Origin of the sequence: Bacillus sp. 522_BSPC (assembly GCF_001076885.1) — a bacterium.
GTDB lineage: Bacteria > Bacillota > Bacilli > Bacillales > Cytobacillaceae > Niallia > Niallia hominis.
Genome location: NZ_JVDT01000149.1, coordinates 64,493 through 87,663 on the forward strand (window position 1 = coordinate 64,493; position 23,171 = coordinate 87,663).

Below are 23,171 nucleotides of genomic sequence, written 5' to 3' on the forward strand. Positions count from 1 at the left end.
GTTTCACCTTTTGTACCAATCCTATTTTTTCCCTTCTTCTTTTTGTTAACTATTGCTAGGTTTGGGTGATTTTCATTATTTCATGCATCTGACCAACATGATATACTAAATTAGAGGTGTCATTATGAATAAAACAATTTTTTTAAAATGGTTGCAAGAGGGGAATATAAATATTCCTTCCACACTTCTAACACACTATAAATATTTGAAGATAAATGAAAAAGAATTAGTGCTTTTGCTGCAAATACATTACTATTTAGAACGGGGCAATGATTTTCCAACCCCGTCTGAAATAGCTGATCAAATGACTTTAGATAGTATGGAATGCCGCGAGTTATTGAGTCAGCTTATTAGAAAAGGTTTTATCGAGATAATTGAAGGAAACAGTGATACAGGGATTCGATTTGAGCGATATTCTTTAGAGCCCCTTTGGAATAAATTAATTGAGCAATTTTTACTTAATAATAAAAAAGAAGAAGCAGCTTTAAACGAAAAAGAAGAATCTGATTTATATACTTGCTTTGAGCATGAATTCGGTCGACCATTATCTCCTTTTGAAATTGAGACATTAAATATGTGGGTCGATGATGATCAGCATGAAATGGCAATAATAAAAGCAGCTCTTAGAGAAGCAGTTGTTTCTGGTAAATTAAACTTTCGATATATTGATCGAATTTTGTTTGAATGGAAGAAAAACGGAATTAAAACACTCGAACAAGCAAAAAATCATGGGAAAAAGTTTAGACAGCATCAAACTACTGGATACAAAATAGAACAGAGGGAAGAGGCTCCCAACAAAAAAGCAGTACCTTTTTATAATTGGTTGGATCAATAATTAATAGGTGAATAAAATTAAATAAGTTAGTCAGTAAGATTACTATCATTCGGAAAGGATGTCCAATTTATTCTTTGGATGACCTTTTTTTTATAGATTTATAGTTTATTAATTCGGAGGATCGCATGTTAAAAAAAGATGAAATCAGATATTGCCTAGATAAAATGGGAGAGATGTTTCCTGAGGCACATTGTGAATTAGTTCATTCCAATCCGTTTGAATTGGTTATTGCAGTATCTTTATCTGCACAATGTACGGATGCGCTAGTTAATAAGGTGACAAAAAACTTATTCCAAAAATATAAGACACCAGAAGATTACTTAAGTGTACCTTTAGAAGAATTGCAGAATGATATTCGCTCTATTGGTTTATTCCGAAATAAGGCAAAAAATATTCAAAAACTTTGCCAAATAGTTTTAGAAAAATACAATGGTGAGATACCAATGGATCGAGATGAATTGATTAATCTACCAGGTGTAGGAAGAAAAACAGCCAATGTTGTTGTTTCTGTTGCCTACAATATGCCTGCTATTGCTGTTGATACACATGTCGAAAGGGTAAGTAAGCGATTAGGGATTTGCAGATGGAAAGATTCTGTTTTAGAAGTCGAAAAAACATTAATGAAAAAAGTTCCTAGGGATGAATGGTCTGTGACTCATCACCGCATGATCTTTTTTGGAAGATATCACTGTAAGGCGCAAAATCCTCAATGTGAAGCTTGTCCGCTGCTAGCATTATGTAGAGAAGGCAAAAAAAGAATGAAGACTAAAGGTATAGTATAATGGACAAGAATCAATTAGATGTCCCCGTACAGCTCTTATATGGCCCTTTCCCAGTGATCAAGGAATTTTCATGTATTAAGACGGATTCCTTTGTTAGGAGACCAGCTTTTTTGCATGAAGCAAATTACTATTATAACAAGGAAACGTTTCACCCGTGGAATATAGAAAATGTTAAGGAATGTGTAAATAAGATACTAGAAGAGTGGAAGCTTCTTAAAGTGGAGCTACAACAATTTGCAGCGAACAGAGATACGTTAAATCTACAATACGGATTAACAATAGCTTTGGAATACTTTTTAGAATGCCTATATTGGATAAATGAAAAACCGGTGAATTTAATAGATGGTTTAGTAGACAAAAGTCTAGAAGTAAAACCGTTTAATTTAGAAGATCGTCTCGAATTTATCCTAAAAAGGCTGAATGGGTATCATTCCTATAGACAATTGGATGAGTTGTTTAAAGAGTTAGAAAAGCAGTTTGCGATAAAATTAGTAAAATTAAATAGGAATATTTAGAAAAAAGAAGAGGACTTTTCCATTTGGAATTGTCCTCTTCTTTTGCTGAAACAGGTTCTTTAACAGGTTTATTGAGAGTCATTTCGATTGTTATTTCTATTTCTCTCTTTATCTTGATTGATGTCAGTCGTGCTGGTGTTATTGTTTTGAACATCATCACTATTCCCATTATCATTATTCCCGTTATTGTTCCCATTTCCATTGTTATTGTTATCATTTCCGTTGTTATTGCCATTTTCATTGTTGCTGTTATTGTCTCCGCCATTATCAGAATCTTCGTCGCCTTCCTCGTCCTGATTATCGTCAGATTCTTCGCCATTAGGATCGTCTTGATTTTCTTCATCATCTATCGTTTCATTTGGATCCTCAGGTGGCTGTTCCTCGATTTTCTCTGGCACAGAAATATTACTAGATGCAGGATCACTTTCTAAATCATCTTTAATTGCCTTTACAGTAAAGGTATACGTACTACCAGCCGTTGGTTTTGTAATTTTGATGCTTGTATCGTAAGTAACAGTCAGCTGCTCGCTAGCTCCACCATCGACACTTACACTTACGTCAAATTTAATGCCATCTTTATCACCATAATCCCATGATAACTCGATTTGATCACTGTTTTCGTTATAGCTAGCTTTCACTCCAGTAGGAGCATTTGGCTTATTGTATTTCTGTGATACTTCGTTCAGAATATTACCTTTTACAGCATACTCAGTTAGGATTTGACTGCTTGGCGTGTATGGACTTGCCAATTTAGCTGGATACGTACCTTTTTCTATTTTTATCGTTTCGACACTATCTGGTTTTTTGAAATCAGCAGTTTCTACATCTTCAGAAATATGGCCCATTACTGCTTTAAAAATCTTTTGGGCTACTTTCTGATCTAAACCAGGTTCAATTGGATTTTTTCGTTCTGTGTAACCAGTCCATACAGCCATCGTAAAGTTGGTTGTATATCCTGCGAACCAAGCATCTGGAACACTTTTTGAATTAGTAATACCCCATTTATTTCGTTCTTCTTCAGAATAATTGGTCGTCCCAGTCTTACCAGCGACAGGCAATCCTGGAATATTAGCAAGACTTCCAGTTCCATCGCTACTTGTGAGTACACCTTTTAGCATATCTGTAATGAGAAAAGCTGTATAATCTTGCATCACAACTTTTGATTTAGGTTCCATATTTATCTTTGTGCCATCTTTTAATTTAAATGAGCGTACGGCATGTGGTGTATTATAAACTCCTTCATTTCCAAAAGCACTATAAGCACCTGCAATTTCTAGCGTGCTAGCTTCAAATGCACCAATTGCATAGGATTCATAGGCGTTCTCTAATGGAATTCCTAGATTGACAGCAAATTCTTGAGCATTTTCTGCTCCAACTGCTTGGAAGGCTTTTAGTGCAGGAATATTTCTAGACATTTCTAATGCTTTTCGCATAGTCATAGACCCTTTATAGCTATTATCCCAGTTGCTAATAGATGTTCCATCAGAATAAGTAGTACGTTCATCTACAATTGTTTGATAGGTTCCCCATTTTAAATACTCAACTGCTGGACCATAGTCAAGTATAGGCTTTGCTGTAGATCCAGGTTGTCGCTTTATATCTGTTGCATAGTTTGTTCCTAGCTTTACATCTGGATCACGATCACCACCAAGAGCTAAAATTCCACCAGTTTTTGTATCCAATAAGGTGATTCCTGCTTGGAAATCTTCATCGGGGAATTCAACAATTTCTCCTTCATACATTAATTCTTCGACATAGTCTTGTGCCTCTATATCCATTGTTGTATAAATTTCTAGTCCATCTGTATATACATTAACATCTGGATATTTTTTCTCAATTTCGGCAATAACTTGTTTTATAAATGGATCGTAAGGTAAGTCGTTTGTTTGTCGATCTTCTTTTGCTACTAATGTATCTTCAACCGATGTTTTTTGAGCTTCTTCCATTTCTTCTTTTGATATATATCCATGCTGATGCATTAAAGATAATACAATATTACGTCTTTTTTCTGCTCTTTCTGGATTATTAAACGGATTATAGGCATTCGGCGCCTGTGGCATCCCAGCAAGAAGAGCTGCTTCCGGTAGTGTCAATTCATCTAAGCTTTTATCAAAATATACTTTAGCGGCTGTTTTAACACCGCTCATATTTTCCGACATAAAGATTTTATTTACATACATCTCAAAGATTTCTTCTTTAGAGTATTTGCGTTCTAATTCAAGGGCAAGCCAAGCTTCTTGGGCTTTACGAGTTAATGTTTTTTGCGGTTGGTTAAAGAAGAAGTTTTTCACTACTTGCTGTGTTATCGTACTTGCTCCTTCTGAACCAAATCCATCTCTAAAGTTTGCAATAACCGCTCCGCCTAAGCGAATGGGATCAATCCCATGATGCTCAAAGAAACGGGAATCTTCTGTTGCGATAAATGCATCTTTTACTAAATCAGGAATATCTTCATAGTTTACATAGTCGCGATTTACCGCACCTACTTTTGCTATTTCTTTATCATTCTTGTCATAGATGGTAGAAGAAATTGGATCCTTTAATGTTTCGGGATTCAATTCTGGCGCATCTTTTACCATGATGGCAAAAGTTACTCCACCTGCAATTATTCCAATAATACCGATTGTTAATAAGATAAGCAGAACGCGCTTAAACAAATTCATGCCACTTTTTTTCTTTGCTTTTTTAGGAGCATTTTTCTTTGAGGCTTCGAGTTGCTTGCGACGCTCCTCTCGCGTTTGATATTTATCTGTCATTGTTATTCCTACCTTTCTTTGAAAAACAAAAAGGAATTAGTTAAATTTATATATCGTATCGATTACTTTAATATAGTCAATTCTAGGGTGGTAACCAAGGCTAATAGAGTGACCATTGATTTCTAATTCATGTTTCGTAATCGATTTCCTTCCGCCATTTATCATTCTTTCCCAAAACATAAAGAGTTTTTCTGCTGTTAAATAGAATATTTCACTTGTTTCAGAGAAGGAGATAATGACAAAGCAAATTCCTTGTTGTTCACATACCATCCGCATATGTTTGATTTGGTGTTCATGGAAGTTGTTTAGCGGAAAAGAAGTAGTATGCTTCGTTTCTTTCGCTTCAAAATCTATATATTTTCCTTTATAAACACCGTTATAGTCTGTAGTGGAAGCTTGTTTAAAATAGGCTTCTTTTATGACTGCTGCACTTCTTTTTGGATAATCAACCTGAACGATTTGAACAGGTGTCGGCTTTTTATGTATAACTGCCTTCCCAAATTCTAAATAATATTTATTTGTTTCATTCAAATCATCCTCTAAAGTCATTCCCCTGTTACTATAACTAATTTTTTTTTGTGATTTAATATTCTCGTTTTTTAGCGGAGAATATCTTTTTCCATTTGGGTAATGAATCTTCATTTTTTCACCTCACAAAGATCCTTTCAAAGTATAACTTATTGCAATCAACAAACAATAATACCATAAAGCGTTCATAAGAGGTGAACATTTTGATAGGTATAAATTCGTATTTTTCTCCAATAGAAGAAGAAAAACTTATAACTAGAATAAGGCTAATTACTGATAAGTGCAACTTAGACAATATATCAAGAACAAATGCCTATCTTCGTTATTATAACAAAAATCAAGAAATACAATGGGCTTTTCTTGCCAGTCAAGTTTCGCGCAATGCCGGCTGGAATATGTGTGACTTAAATGGGCTCTGGCTGCCGCAATTAGTTAGTCAAAAAAAAAGGCAGCAAATTTACCTAACCTATGAGAAAGCAAATTGGCTTATTTTTAAAGATGCATACCCCCAATTATTACTCTATGAATATTCGACGAAAATAAACGCGCCAATGTTTCATTTATTAAAAGTTTTTCAGGTTTCTTCTTTTATGGAACAAGAATGGCTGGAATTCTGGAAGAATAGGGATAAGAAAAGGTTAATGAACAGTTTGATTATTAATGAACAAAATGTTATTCAGAAGCCCGTAATTAAAAATGAAAGAATTAAGCATCATATTTTTCATTATCTTCCCTATCTTTTTCAAGATTTACTACATTTTAATGCTGTACTTTTTCCAACATTATATGGGAACCTATACGGAGCTAGCGTTGCGAACTTTACTTCCCTTGATGAGAGAATTAGGCTAGGAAATACATTAGCAAACCTATTATTTAAAAATAATTTATATCAAGACTTCTATGATTTTGCAAGAAAAAGAGAACATACTGGGTCGAGAAAGGATTATGAAAAATATATATACCCCAAAATGACCAATACAACACCAATATTGCGAGCTGTTTTTCCAATAGTCAATCATCGTGATAGTGAGAGAGGTGATTGGTATAAAAAGAAAATTAAGCATAAATGGCGAGTAAGTGGTGATAATAAAGAACCATTCTTAATAACGGATTGGTACTTTAATAAACAAGAGCAGTTACATGAACTAATTCGCCAAAAAAATAAGTGGTTCTAGTCCATCTTTCTACTTTGTCGAATTTTAAACGAGGAATAAGAAAATCTACTTTCTTTGCCGAATCTCTTCTAGTTTTGTCACTTAGGGAGGATAGTTCATAAAAAAAAAGAAAAGATTATATATCAAAATAGCTTGGAGGGATTTGCATGGAAATTGCTTATACAAAAGAAAAGTTATTGAATATGTTAGAAGAAATCCAAGAAGAGTTAGATGCATTAGATGAGACACTTTTTAAATCGGGAAATCAAAATATGCAACTTATTGAGGAGCATATCACTTCTTTAAATGAACTTGAAAATGTAATGGATACACTTAGGGAAAATATTACAGCAAGCCAAGTCTGCAATCCTACTGACCTTTCTCCTTATGCAAGAAAAATGCCACTTTACTTGAACTTAGCAAAATAAATCGTTAAAATAAATGGATTAACGACATTAGGTAAATGGAGTGGCAAAATTGACCGAAAATCATCAGTTGATGGATTATACAGAGAAACTTTTAGAGGCAGTCGAATATTCAGTTGAGACGTTTTACAAAGTGAAGGAATCGGGAGTAAATGAGGATTTTTATAAAGTCGTTCGTCCGTTTGCGAATCAAATTAAAGAGATTAATGATGAATGGAAGGAAATGGCTAAAGCATGGGTCAGCGAAGCGAAGCCTGATTATTTAAGTTCCATTCAAATTAATACAGCATCTGATCATATTGAATTAATTTCGATTCAAGCATTTTTTACGCAAACGAGCAAGAAACGGTTTCTTGATTCGGCAAAATCTGTAAAGTATATATTACAAACATTACTGGATTTGCTAACGGCGGAAAAACAATAGGGGAATGTCAAAAGGAGATGAAAAATCTCTTTTTTTTTCGTTTATTTAAAGGTAGGGTAATTCGTCTATGCCATTTAGTCAGTTGTTTTTTGATAATGAATGCACGGGATAGGCGAAATCATCATATAGTAGAGAAGGATACCTTTAACGTGGGAGGATAGATTTTCATGTATAGAGCATCTAATCCACAAAGAAGAAATGTACCTTATCTGAACGCTTATACGACGCCATATTCACAAACCGAGAACAGACAATATTATTATCCTTATATGAACATGGACCAAGGGCAATGGAATGGGGTAGGGATGAATGGACAAAATCACTATCATATGCCAATGCAACCTAATTATCCAAACAACCAACCGAGTTTTTATCACCCGCAAAATGCATACAAGAGCAGCACCCAAGACATTTTCCAAAATCCATTGCACTATATGGATAACACGGAAATGAACCATTACTCGCAAAATTATATGAATCAAAATCCAAGCTTTATGAATCCATATCCAAAGCAATCATTTATCCCCAAAAAACAAGGGAATGTGAAAAGTATTATGAATTCTTTTAAATCACAAGACGGTTCATTAGATTTTAATAAGATGATGGATACTGCTGGAATGATGATGAACGCGATGAATCAGGTTACGGGTTTAGTAAAGGGCGTCGGCGGAATCTTTAAAGTATAAGCAGAATTGAACAAGGAGGCTGTCAATCGACAGCCTCCATTTCTTTTTCTCTACTTACCAGCGGTGTGCTTTTGCATTACTTCTTAGAATGATATTGTTTTGAGACATTTGTGTATGCCCATTTACTTGGGACTTAGAACGTTTTGGTCTCGTCCAATTGTGATGAAAAAGCGCAGAATGAGAATCTAATTGATCTTTATAACTCATCTTATCACCTCAGGAAGTAAGATTAGAAGAAATTTTTGGATGAAAAGGAACCTCTCCTTCTTGCGTTCAGGAAGGAGAGTGTGCTTCTTTTAGCATCCACTATTAATATGTGCAGATTATAATTTTTTACTCTATCTGGTTTAGGAACTTTGGTCTTCAATCATTATTTTTTTCCCTTTTTGTTTCGGTATTTTAATGATAAGCAAGCCATTTTGATAGGATGCTTTGACTTTTTTTTCATCAATAGGGTGAGGAAACGCAATAGTTCTGCTGCTTTTTTTAAACGTCTGACTTGTATGAAATGTTTTCGTTTTCGTATTTTCTTCTGTAATGATATCCTGATGGTTTACACTTATAGTTAAATGATGGTCAAAGATATCTAATTGTATTTGTTCTTTGTTGATTCCTGGAAGTTCTGCTTTGATAATTGTTGCACTTTCTGTTTCATTCACACTAACGGGAAAAGCCATGTTTGGAAATGGATTGCTAAAAAACTCATCCATTTGTTGTAGAAAGTTTTTCACTGGCTTTTCTTGGAAAAATTGATTCATCGAACGCATAAATCCATTTAAAACTTGAGGATTTTTCTCCTTTTTATTCGGGTCAATTGGAAAATTGGAAGACATTTTAAATCACTCCTTACATAAAACATGAACATAAGTTGATAAATGTTTTCTTCCTTTTTCTATTCAGGGAGAAAACTGCAATTGAATAGGCCTTTTTCTACTTATACTATGCCTAATACATACAATTGGTGTTTCGTCCCCCTGCCATTTTTAATTAGAAATAGAAAAAAGGATGCCAAGAAGAGTTTTGATATATCCAATATTTTTCTCTCATCTGGCTTAAGTAGGTGAGGAGATCATGTTTATGAAAATGTTTGAATAGCTCAACAAATGAACCGCTTTTAATGACGTTTTACTTTATCTGTTTTTATAAAAAGTGCTATATTAAATGAAAAGCGGAAGAAAGGAAGTTAGTAAAAATGAATACTATAAAAGTTGGTAAGGAAGAGCTTTCTTATATAGAAAAAGGAGAAGGGGAAACCATTGTACTCATTCATGGATTTTGTGGAAGTACTGATTACTGGGAGTATATTATTCCATTACTTGCAGATAAATATCATGTATTAGCAGTCAATCTACGGGGACATGGAACTTCAAGCTTTAGTGGAGAACCCTTTCAAATAGAAGATTTAGCGAAGGATATTAAGGAGTTATTAGCGAGATTAGGGATTGAAAAAATATATATGTTTGGACATTCACTAGGCGGTTATGTGACATTGGCTTTTGCAGATCTTTTTATAGAAAGCTTAAAGGGATTTGGCTTAATTCATTCAACCGCATATCCTGATACAGAAGAGGGAAAGGCAGGTAGGCTAAACGCCATTCAAAAAATTCAAGACCTCGGCATTATAGAGTTTGTAAATGGTCTAGTTCCTAATTTATTTGCAGACGAATCCCTTGTTAAGTTAACGAACGAAGTAGAAAAGGCAAAAACAATTGGTTATGGCACTAATGCTTTAGCTGCTATGGAAACACAGGCAGCTATGAGAAATAGACCAGATAGAAATGATGTTGTGGATGAAGCTAACTTGCCTATTTTATTGGTAAAGGGAACAAAAGATAAAGTGGTTTCAGTGGATCGAGTAGCTTCTGCATCAAGCTCGAATATTTTTGAAGTTAGATTAGAAACTGGACATATGAGTATGCAGGAAGCTCCCAATGACTTAGCAAAAGCAATCCATTCATTTGTTAAAGAGAACTAACAAATAATGGTTATTTTTTTCTTTGAAAATCTCTTTTAAATCGAACGTCTATTCGATAGAATGGAGGTTATAGAGGTGAATCAAAATGAACGTACGTAAAAACCTTCAAGATATTATGAAAGAATTAAAAACAAAGGAAGACTATAAAGAAAAAATTTCCCATTGGCATACAATCGAACCGAAAGAAGCTGTAACAGCCCCGCTACCAGAAGATTTATTACCTAATTTAAAAGATGCATTGCAAAAGCGGGGCATTACACGATTATATACACATCAATCCTCCTCCTATCAGGCGATTCGGGAAGGGGATAGTGTAGTTGCTGTCACGCCAACTGCATCAGGAAAGACTCTTTGCTATAATCTTCCTGTTATCCAGTCCATTGCTGAAAATAAAAACGCAAGAGCTTTGTATATGTTCCCGACAAAAGCACTTGCACAGGACCAGAAAAGTGAATTAAATGAGCTAATTGAAAGTGCTGAATTACAAATAAATAGCTATACATATGACGGAGATACTCCTGCTTCGATTAGACAGAAGGTTCGCAAGGCAGGGCATATCGTCATCACAAATCCGGATATGCTTCACTCAGCTATTTTGCCACATCACACAAAATGGGTATCTTTATTTGAAAACTTAAAATATGTCATTATTGATGAATTGCATATTTATAGAGGCGTTTTCGGAAGTCATGTTGCGAATGTCATGAGAAGATTAAAGCGGATTTGTGCCTTCTATGGCAGCAATCCTGTCTTTGTATGTACATCTGCAACCATTGCGAATCCAAAGGAATTGGCAGAAAATTTAACAGAAAAGCGTGTTAAGCTAATTAACAATAATGGTGCTCCAAGCGGCAAGAAACATTTCGTCTTTTATAATCCTCCCATTGTGAATATTCCTTTAAACATTAGGAGAAGCGCGACTTTAGAAGTAAGGCAGATAGCAGGAGAATTGCTGAAAAATAAAATTCAAACAATCGTCTTTGCCAAAAGTCGAGTGCGAGTTGAGATACTACTAACTTATTTACAGGAACTAGTTAAGTATCAGCTTGGATCAAAATCTATTCGTGGCTATCGTGGCGGATATTTACCAACGGAAAGAAGGGATATTGAGCAAGGTTTAAGACATGGAAATATTTACGGAGTTGTTAGTACTAATGCATTAGAATTAGGTGTAGACATTGGACAACTTCAAGCTTGTGTGATGACAGGGTACCCTGGTACGATTGCCAGTTCATGGCAACAGGCGGGACGAGCTGGGCGTAGACATGATGAATCACTTGTGATTATGGTAGCAAGCTCTAGTCCCCTTGATCAGTATATGGTTGCTAATCCTGACTATTTTTTTAGTAGAAATCCAGAAACAGCGAGGATAAATCCTGATAATTTAATTATCCTAATTGATCATATGAAATGTGCGGCTTACGAGCTTCCGTTTAAAGAAGGAGAAACATTTGGAAATTGTGAAATAACAGAAATACTCGAGTTTTTAACAACTGAACGAATCCTCTTTCAAAATGGAGATAAATGGTATTGGATGAATGATTCTTTTCCAGCACATAATATAAGTCTTCGTTCTGCATCACAAGAAAATATAGTCATTATTGACATTTCTGATCGTAGTAAAAGCAGAGTGATTGGAGAAAGTGATCGCTTTTCTGCGATGACTCTATTACATGAAGAAGCTATTTATATGCATCAAGGGATTCAATATCAAGTGGAGAAACTTGATTGGGAAGAAAAAAAAGCATATGTTCGTGAAGTCAGTGTCGATTATTATACAGATGCCAATTTAGCGGTCTCTTTAAAGGTTTTGGAAGAAGATAATCGAACCGATTATTCTGAAGCAGAAACAGGCTTTGGCGATGTTAGTATTATAGCAATGAGTACAATTTTTAAAAAAATAAAATTTGAAACACATGAAAATATAGGTTCTGGTCCCATTACTCTGCCTGAAGAAGAGCTTCATACAAATGCGGCATGGCTTTCTTTTCCACAAGAAAAATTAGCATGGGATCAAGAACAAACCGAACAAGGCATAATTGGTGCTGCTCATGCATTAAAACATATAGCACCGCTTCTTGTTATGGCAGATCCATCTGACTTACATGTAGTTCCACAAGTAAAAGCAGAGCATAATGAAAAAGCAACAATCTTCTTTTATGATCAATATCCTGGTGGAATCGGCTTAAGTAAAAAAATATATGAAGAAATGCCATCAGTATTAAAGGAAGCAAAAAAAATGGTGAAAAATTGTGCTTGTGAATACGGCTGTCCTTCTTGTATAGGAACAGAGAGCCATTCAAATAACAGTAAAAGGGATGTAATTAGAATCCTTTCGCTCTTGGAAGAAAGTAATTTTTCTATTTAAGGGGAATAATATGTCGATTAAAAATAAGTTAAGTAGAATGAAGTCTCATATAAAAAAAGAAGAACAGACTACTCCTGTTAAAAATATCGAGATAAAGGGAAAGAATATTCCATTTATCCAGCAGTGGGAGCAAGAAAATGTCTATCCTTATTGGCTAGATCAGGACTATTGTTTAATTCGTGAAGTAAGCTATCCTCTGGACTATACACATGGGAATTATACATTTCGGGAGTTTTGTCACATTGTGGACGAATGGAATAAAGTCAATTACGACCATCCTCTTTCAGCAAAAGGGCATCAGGCAAAGGAGCTGTTCTTCTTTGACACGGAGACAACTGGCCTTGGAGGCGGTACGGGAAATACTATATTTATTCTTGGGTATGCACAATTACGAGAAAATGAAATAGTTCTAAAACAGCATATATTGCCACATCCAGGAGCAGAAGTGCCTTTATTTAATAGTTTTTTAGAGAATGTAGACTATACAACTCTCGTAACATATAATGGAAAAGCTTTTGATTGGCCACAAGTAAAAACAAGACATACGCTAATAAAGGAGCATGTACCAAAGCTCCCTGAATTCGGTCATTTTGATTTATATCACGGGGCAAGGCGGATGTGGAAACATCGTTTAGATAGAACAAAGCTGTCTATCGTGGAGGAAGAAATCCTTGGAGTAAAGCGGCAGGATGATATTCCCGGATTTCTTGCCCCCATGATTTATTTTGACTTTGTTGAACGAAAGAATCCTGAAGGAATGCTTGGTATTTTAAAGCATAATGAAATAGATATCCTTTCTCTTATTACTTTATATACCCATTTAAGCTATCAATTGTTAAGAAGAGATTATAACATTAGTGCCAAAGAAACGTTAGAAGTTGGAAAATGGTATGCCGTAATTGGCCAGACTGATATTGCCAAACAAAATTTACTGAGTATTCAGGAGCAAAATAAAGAAGAAGTTTTAGAGGCAGCCTTTTTATTAGCAAAAGAATATAAAAGAGAGAAAAGATTAGAGGATGCTGCCGAGCTTTGGAGAAAAATTGTTCAAACATATACACAAGAAACAAAAGTTGCAATGGTTTTACAATCACTAATAGAACTTGCTAAAATGGCAGAACATAAAGAGAAAAACTATCAACTGGCATTAAACTATACCCAAACAGCAGAGCAAATAGTAAAACACAAAGATAAGCTAGATAAAATGATGTTTGAACTTCAAAAAAGAAGTGAACGCATAGAAAGAAAACTGCAAATGAATAATAGAAATCAGTTATTCCATCAATAACCTAGTTGTTTGTACGCCCGTTCCCTATTAAAATAGTAATTGGTTCATTTATACTAAAAACTTTTTTCTATGAAATATATTTTAGTAATTTAACAACAATATAATTTCATAGAAGATACAAATTAGCATAGATGAAATTCTAATTTGGAGTGAACGAACTTGTATAAAGTGGTTATGTGTATGTTTTTTGTTCTTATTTGTTTAACCATCATCTTATTTACAACACTAAAAGACAGCTTCTATGCCCTTTTATAAAATTATAATGACTCAAATAATATTGGGAATTATGGTGATTAATGATGCAGTAAAAAGTTCTCTCGGCAAAATAGGTGTTTGTATTAGTACAAGATTATCCCTTTCTACATAAATTGTTAGTGTAAGATAACTAATTTTTGAGAGGAGATTTTCTTATGCATTGTAAACCAAATAACATTTTACCTGCAGTAGTACATCCAACAAAATGTTGTGTGAATAACACTTTTTCTAATAATATTGTGCCACATATTCATCCAACACATACTACTACTGTAAACCATGTGAACTATGAGCATCAACATTTCTTCCCACACACTCAATCTGTTGAGAATGTGGTAACTAATACTCAAGCTAATATGGGTTCAGCTCCAATGGCACCAATGGCACCAGCAACTCCAGCTATGCCAACAACTGGAGGAACTCCATTTACAGCAACTGGTCAAATGTTCCCGGCTCAAACTGGTATGCCTGGTGGATTCCCATTTAGAAAAAGATAAGTAAGCTAAAACAAGGATCTTTGTTTGAGATCCTTGTTTCTATTTATAGAAAAGTTATTTTAAAACCCACACTTAAACTTACTTTTTACTAGGAGTAGTGGCGGAAGGAAGGTGGGAAGATTATTAGTCAAAAAGAAAAGAATGATTCCCGTAAATATCAGTAGGGGAGAAAAAAGATAACATTGCCTGGAAAAATCCTTTTTTCATCACGATTATTTTCGATCATTTTATCGAATACTTAACATATAATGAAATCAGCAAGCAAAGAAGCAGAGCTAAAAACGGTGTTCTTCTTCTTTTAGGAGGTATAAATTCTTTATGGGAAAAACTATTTATGATATATTTTAAAGTAATAATGGTTAATACGAAGGAGTTACTTGTACAATTATGAAAATAGCCGTCATTTCTGGCTATAAGCCTTTTGAGATAGGAATATTTAAACGAGACGAACTAGCTGTAGAATACATAAAATTAGCAATTAGGAAAAACCTGCAAATAATGCTGGAAGAAGGACTTGAATGGGTATTAATTAGTGGTCAACTTGGTACAGAGCTCTGGGCTGCTGAAGTTGTTTATGATTTGCAAATGGAAGAATATCCTGATTTAAAACTAGGAATTATTACTCCATTTCTTGGACAGGAACAAAATTGGAAAGAAATAAATAAAGAATGGTATGAAGAAATTATGATTCAGGCTGATTTCGTTGATTCAGTATCCAAGAAAGCATATGAAAATCCACAGCAATTAAGAGATAAGAATGTATTTTTACTGAAAAAAAGTGATGCTCTTCTTCTGTTTTATGATGAGGAGAACCCTGGTAGTCCCAAATATTTGTACGAATTGGCTAAAATGTATCAGGAAAAAAACACCTTTGAAATTCGTAAAATCCAGTTTTCAGATTTACAAGATATTGTGGAAGAAGTAAGATTTAATGAAGAGTATTAGTAGAATTAATTGACAAAATGGCGTATTTTTGAAAAAATATTGAGATAAATGGTAATCGACTGAGGTGAGCGATAAATGCTATCAGATAAAATGAAATTAACAGCAAAAGATATTTTGGAAAAAGAGTTCAAAACTAGTGTAAGAGGATATAAGCCGGAAGAAGTAGATAAGTTTTTAGATTTAATTATTAAAGATTATGAAACATTGCATCAAGAAATTGAAGAGCTTCAACAAGAAAATTTACGCTTAAAAAAGCAAGTGGAGGATGCTAGTCGCAGACAACCACCTCCAACTACAGCAGGCACAACTAACTTTGATATTTTAAAAAGATTATCTAATTTAGAAAAGCATGTGTTTGGTAGTAAGCTTTACGATTGAGTTACATTTACTAAATGCAGGTCATGCTGCATAATAGATTAAGAATTACCTATAATAACCATTGCAATGCTTTGGTAAAACCACTATAATAGCTATTGTATCAATAAAACGCTTTGGTAATCGCTGCAAACTTAGTTTGTAGAGGAAAGTCCATGCTCGCACAGGCTGCGATGCTTGTAGTGTTCGTGCCTAGTTAAAAAATAAGCTAGGGCAGCATATTTATGTTGACGGCAGGGAAAATGCCTAAGTCTTAGGATATGGCATGAATACCTTGAAAGTGCCACAGTGACGTAGCCTTGTCAGAAATGACAAGGGTGGAACGAGGTAAACCCCGCGAGCGAGAAACCCAAATTATGGTAGGGGAACTTTCTCTGAGGAAATGAACGGATGAGAAGGACAGAAATTATATTTCTGTAGATAGATGATTACCGCCTTTGTACGAGATGTTAAAGTCGTATGAGTACAGAGGAACAGAACATGGCTTATAAAGCGTTTATGTTGATTAATGATGAGAATGAAGATAAAATCACAAGGGTGACACGGAGATTAGTGTCTGATAAACTGTTAGCGTTTTGGCTTAAAACAGTATGTCATGCATTTAATCTGGTCATCCTTTTTATATGGACTATTTCTTGTATCAAAATAAAAGTAAAAATAAACAACATACATAAGATGAAATTATAGTGAAATGAAGGAGATAATATGCGAAACTTTGAATTAATAGCAACAGCTGCTATGGGGCTTGAAGCAGTAGTTGCGAAAGAAGTACGAGAGTTAGGGTATGAATGTACAGTAGATAATGGGAAAGTATTATTTAAAGGCGATGAAACCGCAATTGCAAGAGCAAATATGTGGCTTCGTACAGCAGATCGTGTAAAAATTAAAGTGGCCGAATTTAAGGCAACTACATTTGATGAACTTTTTGAAAAGACGAAAGCGATTCGTTGGGAGGATTATTTACCTGTTCATGCTCAATTCCCTGTTTCAGGTAAATCAGTAAAATCAAAACTTTTCAGTGTATCGGATTGTCAAGCAATCGTTAAAAAGGCTATCGTTAATCGTATAAGCTCACATTATAAAAAAACTGGCTGGCTAGAGGAAAACGGAGCTTTATTTAAAATAGAAGTAGCAATCCTTAAGGATATTGTTACATTAACAATGGATACTTCAGGTCAAGGTCTTCATAAACGAGGTTATCGAGCTGATCAAGGGGAAGCACCACTAAAAGAAACCCTAGCTGCAGCTTTAATTTCACTAACAAATTGGACAGCAGATCGACCATTCGTAGACCCTTTTTGTGGATCTGGAACGATTCCTATTGAAGCTGCTTTAATTGGACAAAATATCGCACCAGGTTTTAATCGTGACTTTATTTCAGAAAGTTGGGATTGGATGCCAGCTAAAGTATGGGAGGATGTCCGTACAGAGGCAGAGGATACTGCCAAATATGACCAGCCACTTGAAATCTTTGGATCAGATATTGATCATCGCATGATTAAAATAGCTCAAGAAAATGCATTTGAGGCAGGACTAGGAGATTTAATTACTTTTAAACAAATGCAAGTAAAAGACTTTACCACAATGAAAGAAAATGGTGTTATTGTGGGGAATCCGCCGTATGGAGAACGATTAGGGGATAAGCCATCTGTTCAAAAAATGTATCAAGAAATGGGACAGGCTTTTGCTCCACTTGAAACATGGTCTATTTATATGCTAACAAGTGATGAAGCGTTTGAAACACACTACGGCAGAAAAGCAACAAAGAAACGTAAACTATTCAATGGTTTTATCAGAACAGATTATTACCAGTATTGGGGAAAGCGAAAAAGAGATTAACAAATTAAAATTCCTTTAACAGATTAACTGTATTCGATGAGTATATTTTTTTTGTATCCGTATATATTTATTCTATACGTATTTTTCTGGAGGGAATATTTATGAACGATAATACAGTAGACTATACAAAAATTATGGATGCATTGAATTCTTCTATCGATCTTATGGCTGGAGAAGGAGTTGCAGACGAAAGCGTGATTCAAAAGCTGTCTAACGCCCAACAAATAGTTCACCAAGCAATGTCTTATTCCTTGTCTAGAGATAGGGGCTGAAGGAGAAATGGTGCTCTGAAGGTTCTTCTTTTCTGATTTTTTTACTTTAGAACAAATTAAAAATGCCATAAATGTTTGAGAGGGTGCCAAATTATTTTAAGGCAACCCTCTTTTCACTTGAATATTAGTTATAAATTGTCTATGATAAGGATTCGTTATGAAATAAATAAGGATAATTTTATATATAGCAAAGAGAGAAAAAAGGAAGTCAATTCGTAAAGTCGGAGGGGTATCATGCAAAATAGCATGCCATTTGAAGTAGCAAAAACAGAATCATTTTATGAAAAATTGGGAGAATGGATTGGTGACGTCTTTTATGACATTCTTCCAGAAGCAGGATATGAATTACGTGATGAACAGGTTTATATGGCTTATCAATTAGAAAAAGCATTTAAAGATAAAAAAACGATTTTTGCAGAAGCAGGTGTCGGTACTGGAAAAACATTTGTCTATTTATTATACAGCATTTGTTATGCTCGATATGTAAACAAGCCTGCAATTATTGCTTGTTCAGATGAAACATTAATCGAACAGCTTGTGAAAAAAGAAGGCGATATTGCCAAGCTAGAGCAAGCTCTTGGATTAAATATTGATGTGCGATTGGCAAAATCCCGCAACCAGTATTTATGCTTAACAAAATTGGATCAAAAAATCACTTTTGAAGATACTTATAATTCTATTTATGACAGTCTTCCTGAATTCGTTCACGGAACAGGTTCTATGCAATCCTTTGCTCCTTATGGGGATAGAAAGGATTACCCAGATCTAAATGATAAGGATTGGGAAGGTGTGGCATGGGATTCCATGCAAGATTGTTTTACATGTGATAAACGCCACCGTTGTGGACAGACATTACACAGGGATTATTATCGTAATGCCAAGGATTTAATCATATGTTCCCATGATTTTTATATGGAACATATTTGGACAAAAGAATCGAGAAAAAGAGAAGGGCAGCTTCCATTACTGCCTGATAGTGCGTGCGTAGTTTTTGATGAAGGTCACTTACTAGAATATGCAGCACAAAATGCGTTAACCTATCGTTTAACAGAACAAAATTTGGAAAATCTATTAACTAGATTGATGGCAAATGATGTGCGTGAAAAAACATTAAATATTATTGAAGAAACAATCTATCAGAATGAGCAGTTTTTTAGAGAGTTAACAGATGCTTCCTTTAAAGCAGAAGGCTCTGAAAAACAAGAAATTAAAAAAACAGACAAAGTAATGCGAGCAGGAAGAAAATTAGCAGGATATATTTCGGAATTAGAGGAAGAGCTTGTGTTCGAAAGCGAAATGTATGTTATTAATGAATATGACTTAAAAGTTGTTGAGGAGTATTTAGAACAGATATCTCATTCTTTAAGCTTATTTTTGAAGGAAATGAATGGAATTACATGGTTTGAAGAAATGAATGGGGAAAGAACGCTTGTAATTATGCCAAGACTTGTTCAAGACATTATGCAAGAGGAAGTATTTAGCCAACAAAAACCAATTATTTTTTCATCTGCAACATTGTCTGAAAACAAATCATTTGAATATATGGCCAGAAGTATCGGAGCATCTGATTATCTTTCTTTTTCTGCTGATTCTCCATTTGATTACGATGAGCAGATGAATGTTCATATTAAGTCATTTGAGAAAGAAATGAATATGGAAAAACAGGAATATTGTTATGAAGAGTTGATAAAAGCAGAGGGACGCTCATTGGTTCTTTTTAATAGCAAAGAAGATTTGGCTAGTTTTAAGGAAAATCTACCAAAGGACTTTTCGCTTCCAATCTATTTCGAAGGAGAAAGAGAAATCAGTACGCTTGTTTCTAACTTCCAAAATGAGGAAGAATCCATCCTTTGTGCAGTGAATTTATGGGAAGGGTTAGATGTGCCAGGTAGATCTCTAGAAAATGTGTTTATCTATTCCTTGCCATTTCCTCCAAATGATCCAGTGTATAAAAGTAAACGAGAAAATGTCGGAAATCCATTTTTAGAAGTGGATTTACCTTATATGATTTTAAGACTACGTCAAGGCATTGGTCGTTTAATACGTACACATGAAGATAAGGGCTCCATTCATTTATGTATGGATAGCGATGAAACAGAGCTCGTACAAAATGCTGTATTAAAGGCATTGCCTGTAACACCAAATTAAGCAATTAATCATAAATGTCTCATTAGTCATTCTATTAGTGTGTCTTAAAAATAGGACACATAGTTGCTTGTTGCAGCTCAGAATGAACGAATGAGGCATTTTTTTCAAAATAAGCGAGTACATTTTTTTTACTTACTCCAATATCATAATATATCTAGTTTTCCAACAGGTATGTTATGATAAAAGAATACTAAAATGGAAAAGAGGAGAGTATATTGTCTATTAATATAAAAGAGATGGAAACAAAATTTTTGGAGTATGTGAAGAAGATAGGAGCATACAATGAAGCGCTCGCTCTAATTTATTGGGATTTACGTACAGGTGCTCCAAAAAAGGGAGTCAATCAACGAACAGAAGTAATCGGAGTGTTATCTTCTGAATTATTCGAATTATCAACTTCTGAACAATTAGAATCCTATCTTACTGTTCTATCTGAAGAGATCGTTCAAGAGGAATTATCCCCGATTACAAGAAAGACAGTAGAGGAAATGAAAAAGGATTTTGATCGCAATAAAAAAATTCCAGCTCAAGAATACAAGGAATATGTTATGCTTCAATCAAAAGCAGAAAGTGTTTGGGAAGAAGCGAAGGAGAAAGCAGACTTTGCACTTTTTCAGCCGTATTTAGAAAAACTAGTAGAAATGAACAAGAAATTTATCGAGTATTGGGGACATACAAACAATAAATATGATGTTTTATTAGATATGTATGAGCCTGGTATGACAGTCGCTATATTGGATGAAGTCTTTTCTAATGTGAGAGAGAAAATAGTGCCTTTAGTACATAAAATTGCAGAATCAAGTCATAAACCATCTACAGAGTTCTTATATGAGCGATTTTCGAAAGAAGATCAAGAAGCATTTAGTTTGGAAGTGTTGAAGCAAGTAGGATATGACTTTGATGCTGGACGTTTAGATCAAACCGTTCATCCATTTGCTACAGGAATCAATCCAGGTGATGTTCGTATAACAACGAAATATGATGAGTCAGACTTTAGAGTAGCTGTATTTGGAACAATTCATGAAGTTGGTCACGCTTTATATGAACAAAATATTTCCAAAGATTTAATCGGAACTCCTTTATGTTCGGGAACTTCGATGGGAATTCATGAATCTCAATCACTATTTTATGAGAATTTTGTCGGAAGAAATTTATCCTTCTGGAAACATAATTATGAAACCTTAAAATCCCATACAAACGGTCAGTTTGATCAAGTTTCTGTCGAAGATTTTTATCGTGCGATCAATGAATCGAAGCCTTCTTTAATTAGAATTGAAGCAGATGAACTAACCTATCCGCTACATATCATGATTCGTTATGAAATAGAGAAAGGTTTATTTGATGGTGATATACAAGTGAAGGATTTACCAAAGATTTGGAATGAGAAATATCAGTCCTATTTAGGAGTGGTTCCTGAAAATGATGGGGAAGGGGTTCTTCAAGATGTACATTGGGCCGGAGGAAGCTTTGGTTATTTCCCTTCCTATGCACTTGGTTATATGTATGCAGCGCAACTAAAACAGGTAATGCAAAAAGACCTTCCTGAATTCGATAATTTATTAGAACAAGGACAATTACTGCCTATAAAAGAATGGCTTAATGAAAAAATTCATCGCTACGGAAAAATGAAAAAACCACTTGAAATATTGAAAGATGTTACTGGAGAGGGCCTAAATGCTCAATATCTAATTGATTATCTTTACACTAAATATAGTGACGTATATCAGTTAGAGCAATAATCAACACTTATTGACTGAACGAACAATTTACACATCTAAGTTTAAAAGGCGGTTACGCCAATCATCAATAGCTATCAGTTTTTCAGTGGTCTCGATGAAGCGAGGGTAATTTTAAAGGGCTCCCTATATTACAGCAGCATTGCAATTCAATCGATTATAACAAATCGGTTAATCTTTTCTAGTTTCGGCACATATTCCATGAATGATAAATATACTAATATATGTTTATAAAGAAGTGGGTGTGATAAATATGGAGAATTATTATTGTAGTCACTGCCTGACCATCTATAATGAAAAGACAATTTGCAAATGCTGTGGGCAAAAGGTGGAGAATAAAATTAAAATCGAAGTACAAAGTCATACAGATAATAAGAAAATAATGTAGAGGAAAATAGGATGAAAAAATCATTTTTTTGTTTGAGTTAATTCTGCATGTTAAATCAGTTGAATTCCCTAACCAAATGGGTGAGAAAGTAAAATTTTAAACGGGGAAAAATTCAGAGGAAAGTAGAATTGTTCAGCTTCAATCAATGTGGATAGATAAAACATTGATTGAAGTTGAACTTTATATTTCTAAAATAAGAACAATGGTTAATTGGCCAATGTTTTGGAGCGAAATAGGCAAGCTAAGTGCTTTTTCAAAACCAGATAACTTTGTTTCACCTGCTAAAACGGTAGGTGGTGTTATATCTATATCAATTCCATTTTGAGACACAAATGTAGATAAATTACCAGCAATCATATTCCCTAATTCACCAGAGAATGATTCAAGCATAGCCCCTTCCAAAAACATACCAAACATGGATTCGCCTAGCTTACCAAAAACTTGGTTATCCCCATCTATAATGATTCTGCCACGAAAATCTCCAGTTAATCCAATTAATACCCCTAAAGATTTTAAAACAAATGGTGAGACAGTTACAGATGGCCTCTCAATTTGTAGTTCACAGGGAATAACACCTTTTACAGCTTCAATTGTTCCGTTTAAAATTTCAGTTGTACTTTTAGTTAATGACACACACTATTCCCCCATCCTCTAGATAAAAACATCTTATCATAAAATAGACCTATTTTGTTTATATTTTTTGAGAAAATAGGATATACCACATGGTACATTTTTCCTAAACTACTTGTTTTATATGGATTTCCCTTGCTAAAAGGACAGAAAAATAAAACTATTTTTCTTATTGAAAATGATTTTCATTGATGATAATATGTAATTGAGATAGAAAATTATTCTCATTAAGGAAATGAGGTGTAACGAATGATAGCTTTTCCTATTGGCTTAACGGTTATCAGTTATTTATTTGTTATGAAGTATGTTTTAAACCATACAACCAAAGCAACAGATATTAAATAATAGTA

General features: G+C 34.4%; 22 protein-coding genes and 1 other RNA gene. 18 read left to right on the top strand and 5 right to left on the bottom strand.

What is annotated here, in order from left to right; genetic code table 11:
• Positions 1-124 precede the first annotated feature (124 nt).
• The 3 genes from ADJ83_RS11925 (at position 125) to ADJ83_RS11935 (ending at position 2,132) form a co-directional block, all read left to right on the top strand.
• Positions 125-835 carry a DnaD domain-containing protein gene (locus ADJ83_RS11925; protein ID WP_031538119.1) on the top strand — a complete coding sequence of 237 codons (711 nt, stop codon included), beginning with the start codon at positions 125-127 and terminating at the stop codon, positions 833-835.
• Positions 836-960: 125 nt separating this feature from the next.
• The gene (gene nth, locus ADJ83_RS11930) at positions 961-1,617 is read left to right on the top strand and encodes an endonuclease III (protein ID WP_031538118.1); all 657 of its coding nucleotides are present in this window, start codon (positions 961-963) and stop codon (positions 1,615-1,617) included.
• Between the two features lie 110 nt (positions 1,618-1,727).
• Positions 1,728-2,132 carry a YpoC family protein gene (locus tag ADJ83_RS11935; protein ID WP_152910818.1) on the top strand — a complete coding sequence of 135 codons (405 nt, stop codon included), beginning with the start codon at positions 1,728-1,730 and terminating at the stop codon, positions 2,130-2,132.
• 68 nt (positions 2,133-2,200) lie between these two features.
• On the opposite strand, the gene ADJ83_RS11940 is transcribed toward ADJ83_RS11935, so the two are convergent.
• A complete protein-coding gene (locus tag ADJ83_RS11940; RefSeq protein WP_031538116.1) occupies positions 2,201-4,888 on the bottom strand; it encodes a penicillin-binding protein 1A in 2,688 nt (895 codons plus the stop codon).
• 36 nt (positions 4,889-4,924) lie between these two features.
• Complete coding sequence (gene recU, locus ADJ83_RS11945; RefSeq protein WP_031538115.1) at positions 4,925-5,530, bottom strand: Holliday junction resolvase RecU; 606 nt, start codon at positions 5,528-5,530, stop codon at positions 4,925-4,927.
• A gap of 80 nt (positions 5,531-5,610) precedes the next feature.
• Here recU and ADJ83_RS11950 point away from each other — a divergent pair, with 80 nt between their 5' ends.
• The 4 genes from ADJ83_RS11950 to ADJ83_RS24405 all read left to right on the top strand — a co-directional run bounded on the left by ADJ83_RS11950 (position 5,611) and on the right by ADJ83_RS24405 (position 8,105).
• On the top strand, positions 5,611-6,591 hold the full coding sequence (locus ADJ83_RS11950; protein WP_109767881.1) for a DUF2515 family protein: 981 nt from the start codon (positions 5,611-5,613) through the stop codon (positions 6,589-6,591).
• A 146-nt stretch (positions 6,592-6,737) separates the two neighbouring features.
• Complete coding sequence (locus ADJ83_RS11955; protein WP_031538113.1) at positions 6,738-6,998, top strand: hypothetical protein; 261 nt, start codon at positions 6,738-6,740, stop codon at positions 6,996-6,998.
• A gap of 49 nt (positions 6,999-7,047) precedes the next feature.
• Positions 7,048-7,419 carry a YppE family protein gene (locus tag ADJ83_RS11960; RefSeq protein ID WP_031538112.1) on the top strand — a complete coding sequence of 124 codons (372 nt, stop codon included), beginning with the start codon at positions 7,048-7,050 and terminating at the stop codon, positions 7,417-7,419.
• A gap of 167 nt (positions 7,420-7,586) precedes the next feature.
• Positions 7,587-8,105 carry a YppG family protein gene (locus ADJ83_RS24405; RefSeq protein WP_051640973.1) on the top strand — a complete coding sequence of 173 codons (519 nt, stop codon included), beginning with the start codon at positions 7,587-7,589 and terminating at the stop codon, positions 8,103-8,105.
• 54 nt (positions 8,106-8,159) lie between these two features.
• Here ADJ83_RS24405 and ADJ83_RS24580 read toward each other — a convergent pair whose 3' ends face one another.
• Both ADJ83_RS24580 and ADJ83_RS11970 read right to left on the bottom strand, forming a co-directional pair.
• Positions 8,160-8,312, bottom strand: a complete 153-nt coding sequence (locus tag ADJ83_RS24580) for a YpzG family protein (RefSeq protein ID WP_065429091.1) — start codon at positions 8,310-8,312, stop codon at positions 8,160-8,162.
• A 140-nt stretch (positions 8,313-8,452) separates the two neighbouring features.
• Positions 8,453-8,938 carry an Hsp20/alpha crystallin family protein gene (locus ADJ83_RS11970; protein ID WP_031538110.1) on the bottom strand — a complete coding sequence of 162 codons (486 nt, stop codon included), beginning with the start codon at positions 8,936-8,938 and terminating at the stop codon, positions 8,453-8,455.
• A 359-nt stretch (positions 8,939-9,297) separates the two neighbouring features.
• On the opposite strand from ADJ83_RS11970, the gene ADJ83_RS11975 reads away from it, so the two are divergent.
• From ADJ83_RS11975 to ADJ83_RS12020, 11 genes are all read left to right on the top strand, one after another.
• Entirely contained in the window at positions 9,298-10,080 is a 783-nt protein-coding gene (locus tag ADJ83_RS11975) for an alpha/beta fold hydrolase (protein ID WP_031538109.1), read from the top strand.
• Between the two features lie 85 nt (positions 10,081-10,165).
• The gene (locus ADJ83_RS11980; protein WP_031538108.1) at positions 10,166-12,448 is read left to right on the top strand and encodes a DEAD/DEAH box helicase; all 2,283 of its coding nucleotides are present in this window, start codon (positions 10,166-10,168) and stop codon (positions 12,446-12,448) included.
• A 10-nt stretch (positions 12,449-12,458) separates the two neighbouring features.
• Positions 12,459-13,736, top strand: a complete 1,278-nt coding sequence (locus ADJ83_RS11985) for a ribonuclease H-like domain-containing protein (RefSeq protein WP_031538107.1) — start codon at positions 12,459-12,461, stop codon at positions 13,734-13,736.
• 410 nt (positions 13,737-14,146) lie between these two features.
• Positions 14,147-14,488 (top strand): spore coat protein, encoded by a 342-nt coding sequence (locus tag ADJ83_RS11990; RefSeq protein ID WP_031538106.1) that lies wholly within the window; start codon positions 14,147-14,149, stop codon positions 14,486-14,488.
• A gap of 387 nt (positions 14,489-14,875) precedes the next feature.
• On the top strand, positions 14,876-15,433 hold the full coding sequence (locus ADJ83_RS11995; protein ID WP_031538105.1) for a DUF1273 domain-containing protein: 558 nt from the start codon (positions 14,876-14,878) through the stop codon (positions 15,431-15,433).
• 75 nt (positions 15,434-15,508) lie between these two features.
• Complete coding sequence (gene gpsB, locus ADJ83_RS12000; RefSeq protein WP_031538103.1) at positions 15,509-15,811, top strand: cell division regulator GpsB; 303 nt, start codon at positions 15,509-15,511, stop codon at positions 15,809-15,811.
• A 108-nt stretch (positions 15,812-15,919) separates the two neighbouring features.
• Positions 15,920-16,301: RNase P RNA component class B (gene rnpB / locus ADJ83_RS24585), an RNA gene on the top strand.
• Positions 16,302-16,513: 212 nt separating this feature from the next.
• Positions 16,514-17,647: a THUMP domain-containing class I SAM-dependent RNA methyltransferase gene (locus ADJ83_RS12010; RefSeq protein ID WP_031538100.1), complete on the top strand. Its 1,134-nt coding sequence runs from the start codon at positions 16,514-16,516 to the stop codon at positions 17,645-17,647.
• Between the two features lie 101 nt (positions 17,648-17,748).
• Complete coding sequence (locus ADJ83_RS25605) at positions 17,749-17,919, top strand: hypothetical protein (protein WP_155986757.1); 171 nt, start codon at positions 17,749-17,751, stop codon at positions 17,917-17,919.
• Positions 17,920-18,153: 234 nt separating this feature from the next.
• Positions 18,154-20,067, top strand: a complete 1,914-nt coding sequence (locus ADJ83_RS12015) for an ATP-dependent DNA helicase (RefSeq protein WP_031538099.1) — start codon at positions 18,154-18,156, stop codon at positions 20,065-20,067.
• Between the two features lie 215 nt (positions 20,068-20,282).
• Positions 20,283-21,806, top strand: a complete 1,524-nt coding sequence (locus ADJ83_RS12020) for a carboxypeptidase M32 (RefSeq protein ID WP_031538098.1) — start codon at positions 20,283-20,285, stop codon at positions 21,804-21,806.
• 565 nt (positions 21,807-22,371) lie between these two features.
• On the opposite strand, the gene ADJ83_RS12025 is transcribed toward ADJ83_RS12020, so the two are convergent.
• Entirely contained in the window at positions 22,372-22,824 is a 453-nt protein-coding gene (locus ADJ83_RS12025; protein WP_031538097.1) for a chemotaxis protein CheX, read from the bottom strand.
• Between the last annotated feature and the right edge of the window lie 347 nt (positions 22,825-23,171).

What these genes read in the sequence shown, in the direction of transcription:
- nth (WP_031538118.1), top strand. Translation starts at nt 961, where the DNA reads ATGTTAAAAAAAGATGAAATCAGATATTGCCTAGATAAAATGGGAGAG.
- ADJ83_RS11975 (WP_031538109.1), top strand. Translation starts at nt 9,298, where the DNA reads ATGAATACTATAAAAGTTGGTAAGGAAGAGCTTTCTTATATAGAAAAA.
- ADJ83_RS11955 (WP_031538113.1), top strand. Translation starts at nt 6,738, where the DNA reads ATGGAAATTGCTTATACAAAAGAAAAGTTATTGAATATGTTAGAAGAA.
- ADJ83_RS12015 (WP_031538099.1), top strand. Translation starts at nt 18,154, where the DNA reads ATGCAAAATAGCATGCCATTTGAAGTAGCAAAAACAGAATCATTTTAT.
- ADJ83_RS11990 (WP_031538106.1), top strand. Translation starts at nt 14,147, where the DNA reads ATGCATTGTAAACCAAATAACATTTTACCTGCAGTAGTACATCCAACA.
- ADJ83_RS11995 (WP_031538105.1), top strand. Translation starts at nt 14,876, where the DNA reads ATGAAAATAGCCGTCATTTCTGGCTATAAGCCTTTTGAGATAGGAATA.
- ADJ83_RS11970 (WP_031538110.1), bottom strand. Translation starts at nt 8,938, where the DNA reads ATGTCTTCCAATTTTCCAATTGACCCGAATAAAAAGGAGAAAAATCCT.
- recU (WP_031538115.1), bottom strand. Translation starts at nt 5,530, where the DNA reads ATGAAGATTCATTACCCAAATGGAAAAAGATATTCTCCGCTAAAAAAC.
- ADJ83_RS11985 (WP_031538107.1), top strand. Translation starts at nt 12,459, where the DNA reads ATGTCGATTAAAAATAAGTTAAGTAGAATGAAGTCTCATATAAAAAAA.
- ADJ83_RS24405 (WP_051640973.1), top strand. Translation starts at nt 7,587, where the DNA reads ATGTATAGAGCATCTAATCCACAAAGAAGAAATGTACCTTATCTGAAC.
- ADJ83_RS11940 (WP_031538116.1), bottom strand. Translation starts at nt 4,888, where the DNA reads ATGACAGATAAATATCAAACGCGAGAGGAGCGTCGCAAGCAACTCGAA.
- ADJ83_RS11925 (WP_031538119.1), top strand. Translation starts at nt 125, where the DNA reads ATGAATAAAACAATTTTTTTAAAATGGTTGCAAGAGGGGAATATAAAT.
- ADJ83_RS25605 (WP_155986757.1), top strand. Translation starts at nt 17,749, where the DNA reads ATGAACGATAATACAGTAGACTATACAAAAATTATGGATGCATTGAAT.
- ADJ83_RS12010 (WP_031538100.1), top strand. Translation starts at nt 16,514, where the DNA reads ATGCGAAACTTTGAATTAATAGCAACAGCTGCTATGGGGCTTGAAGCA.
- ADJ83_RS24580 (WP_065429091.1), bottom strand. Translation starts at nt 8,312, where the DNA reads ATGAGTTATAAAGATCAATTAGATTCTCATTCTGCGCTTTTTCATCAC.
- gpsB (WP_031538103.1), top strand. Translation starts at nt 15,509, where the DNA reads ATGCTATCAGATAAAATGAAATTAACAGCAAAAGATATTTTGGAAAAA.
- ADJ83_RS11980 (WP_031538108.1), top strand. Translation starts at nt 10,166, where the DNA reads ATGAACGTACGTAAAAACCTTCAAGATATTATGAAAGAATTAAAAACA.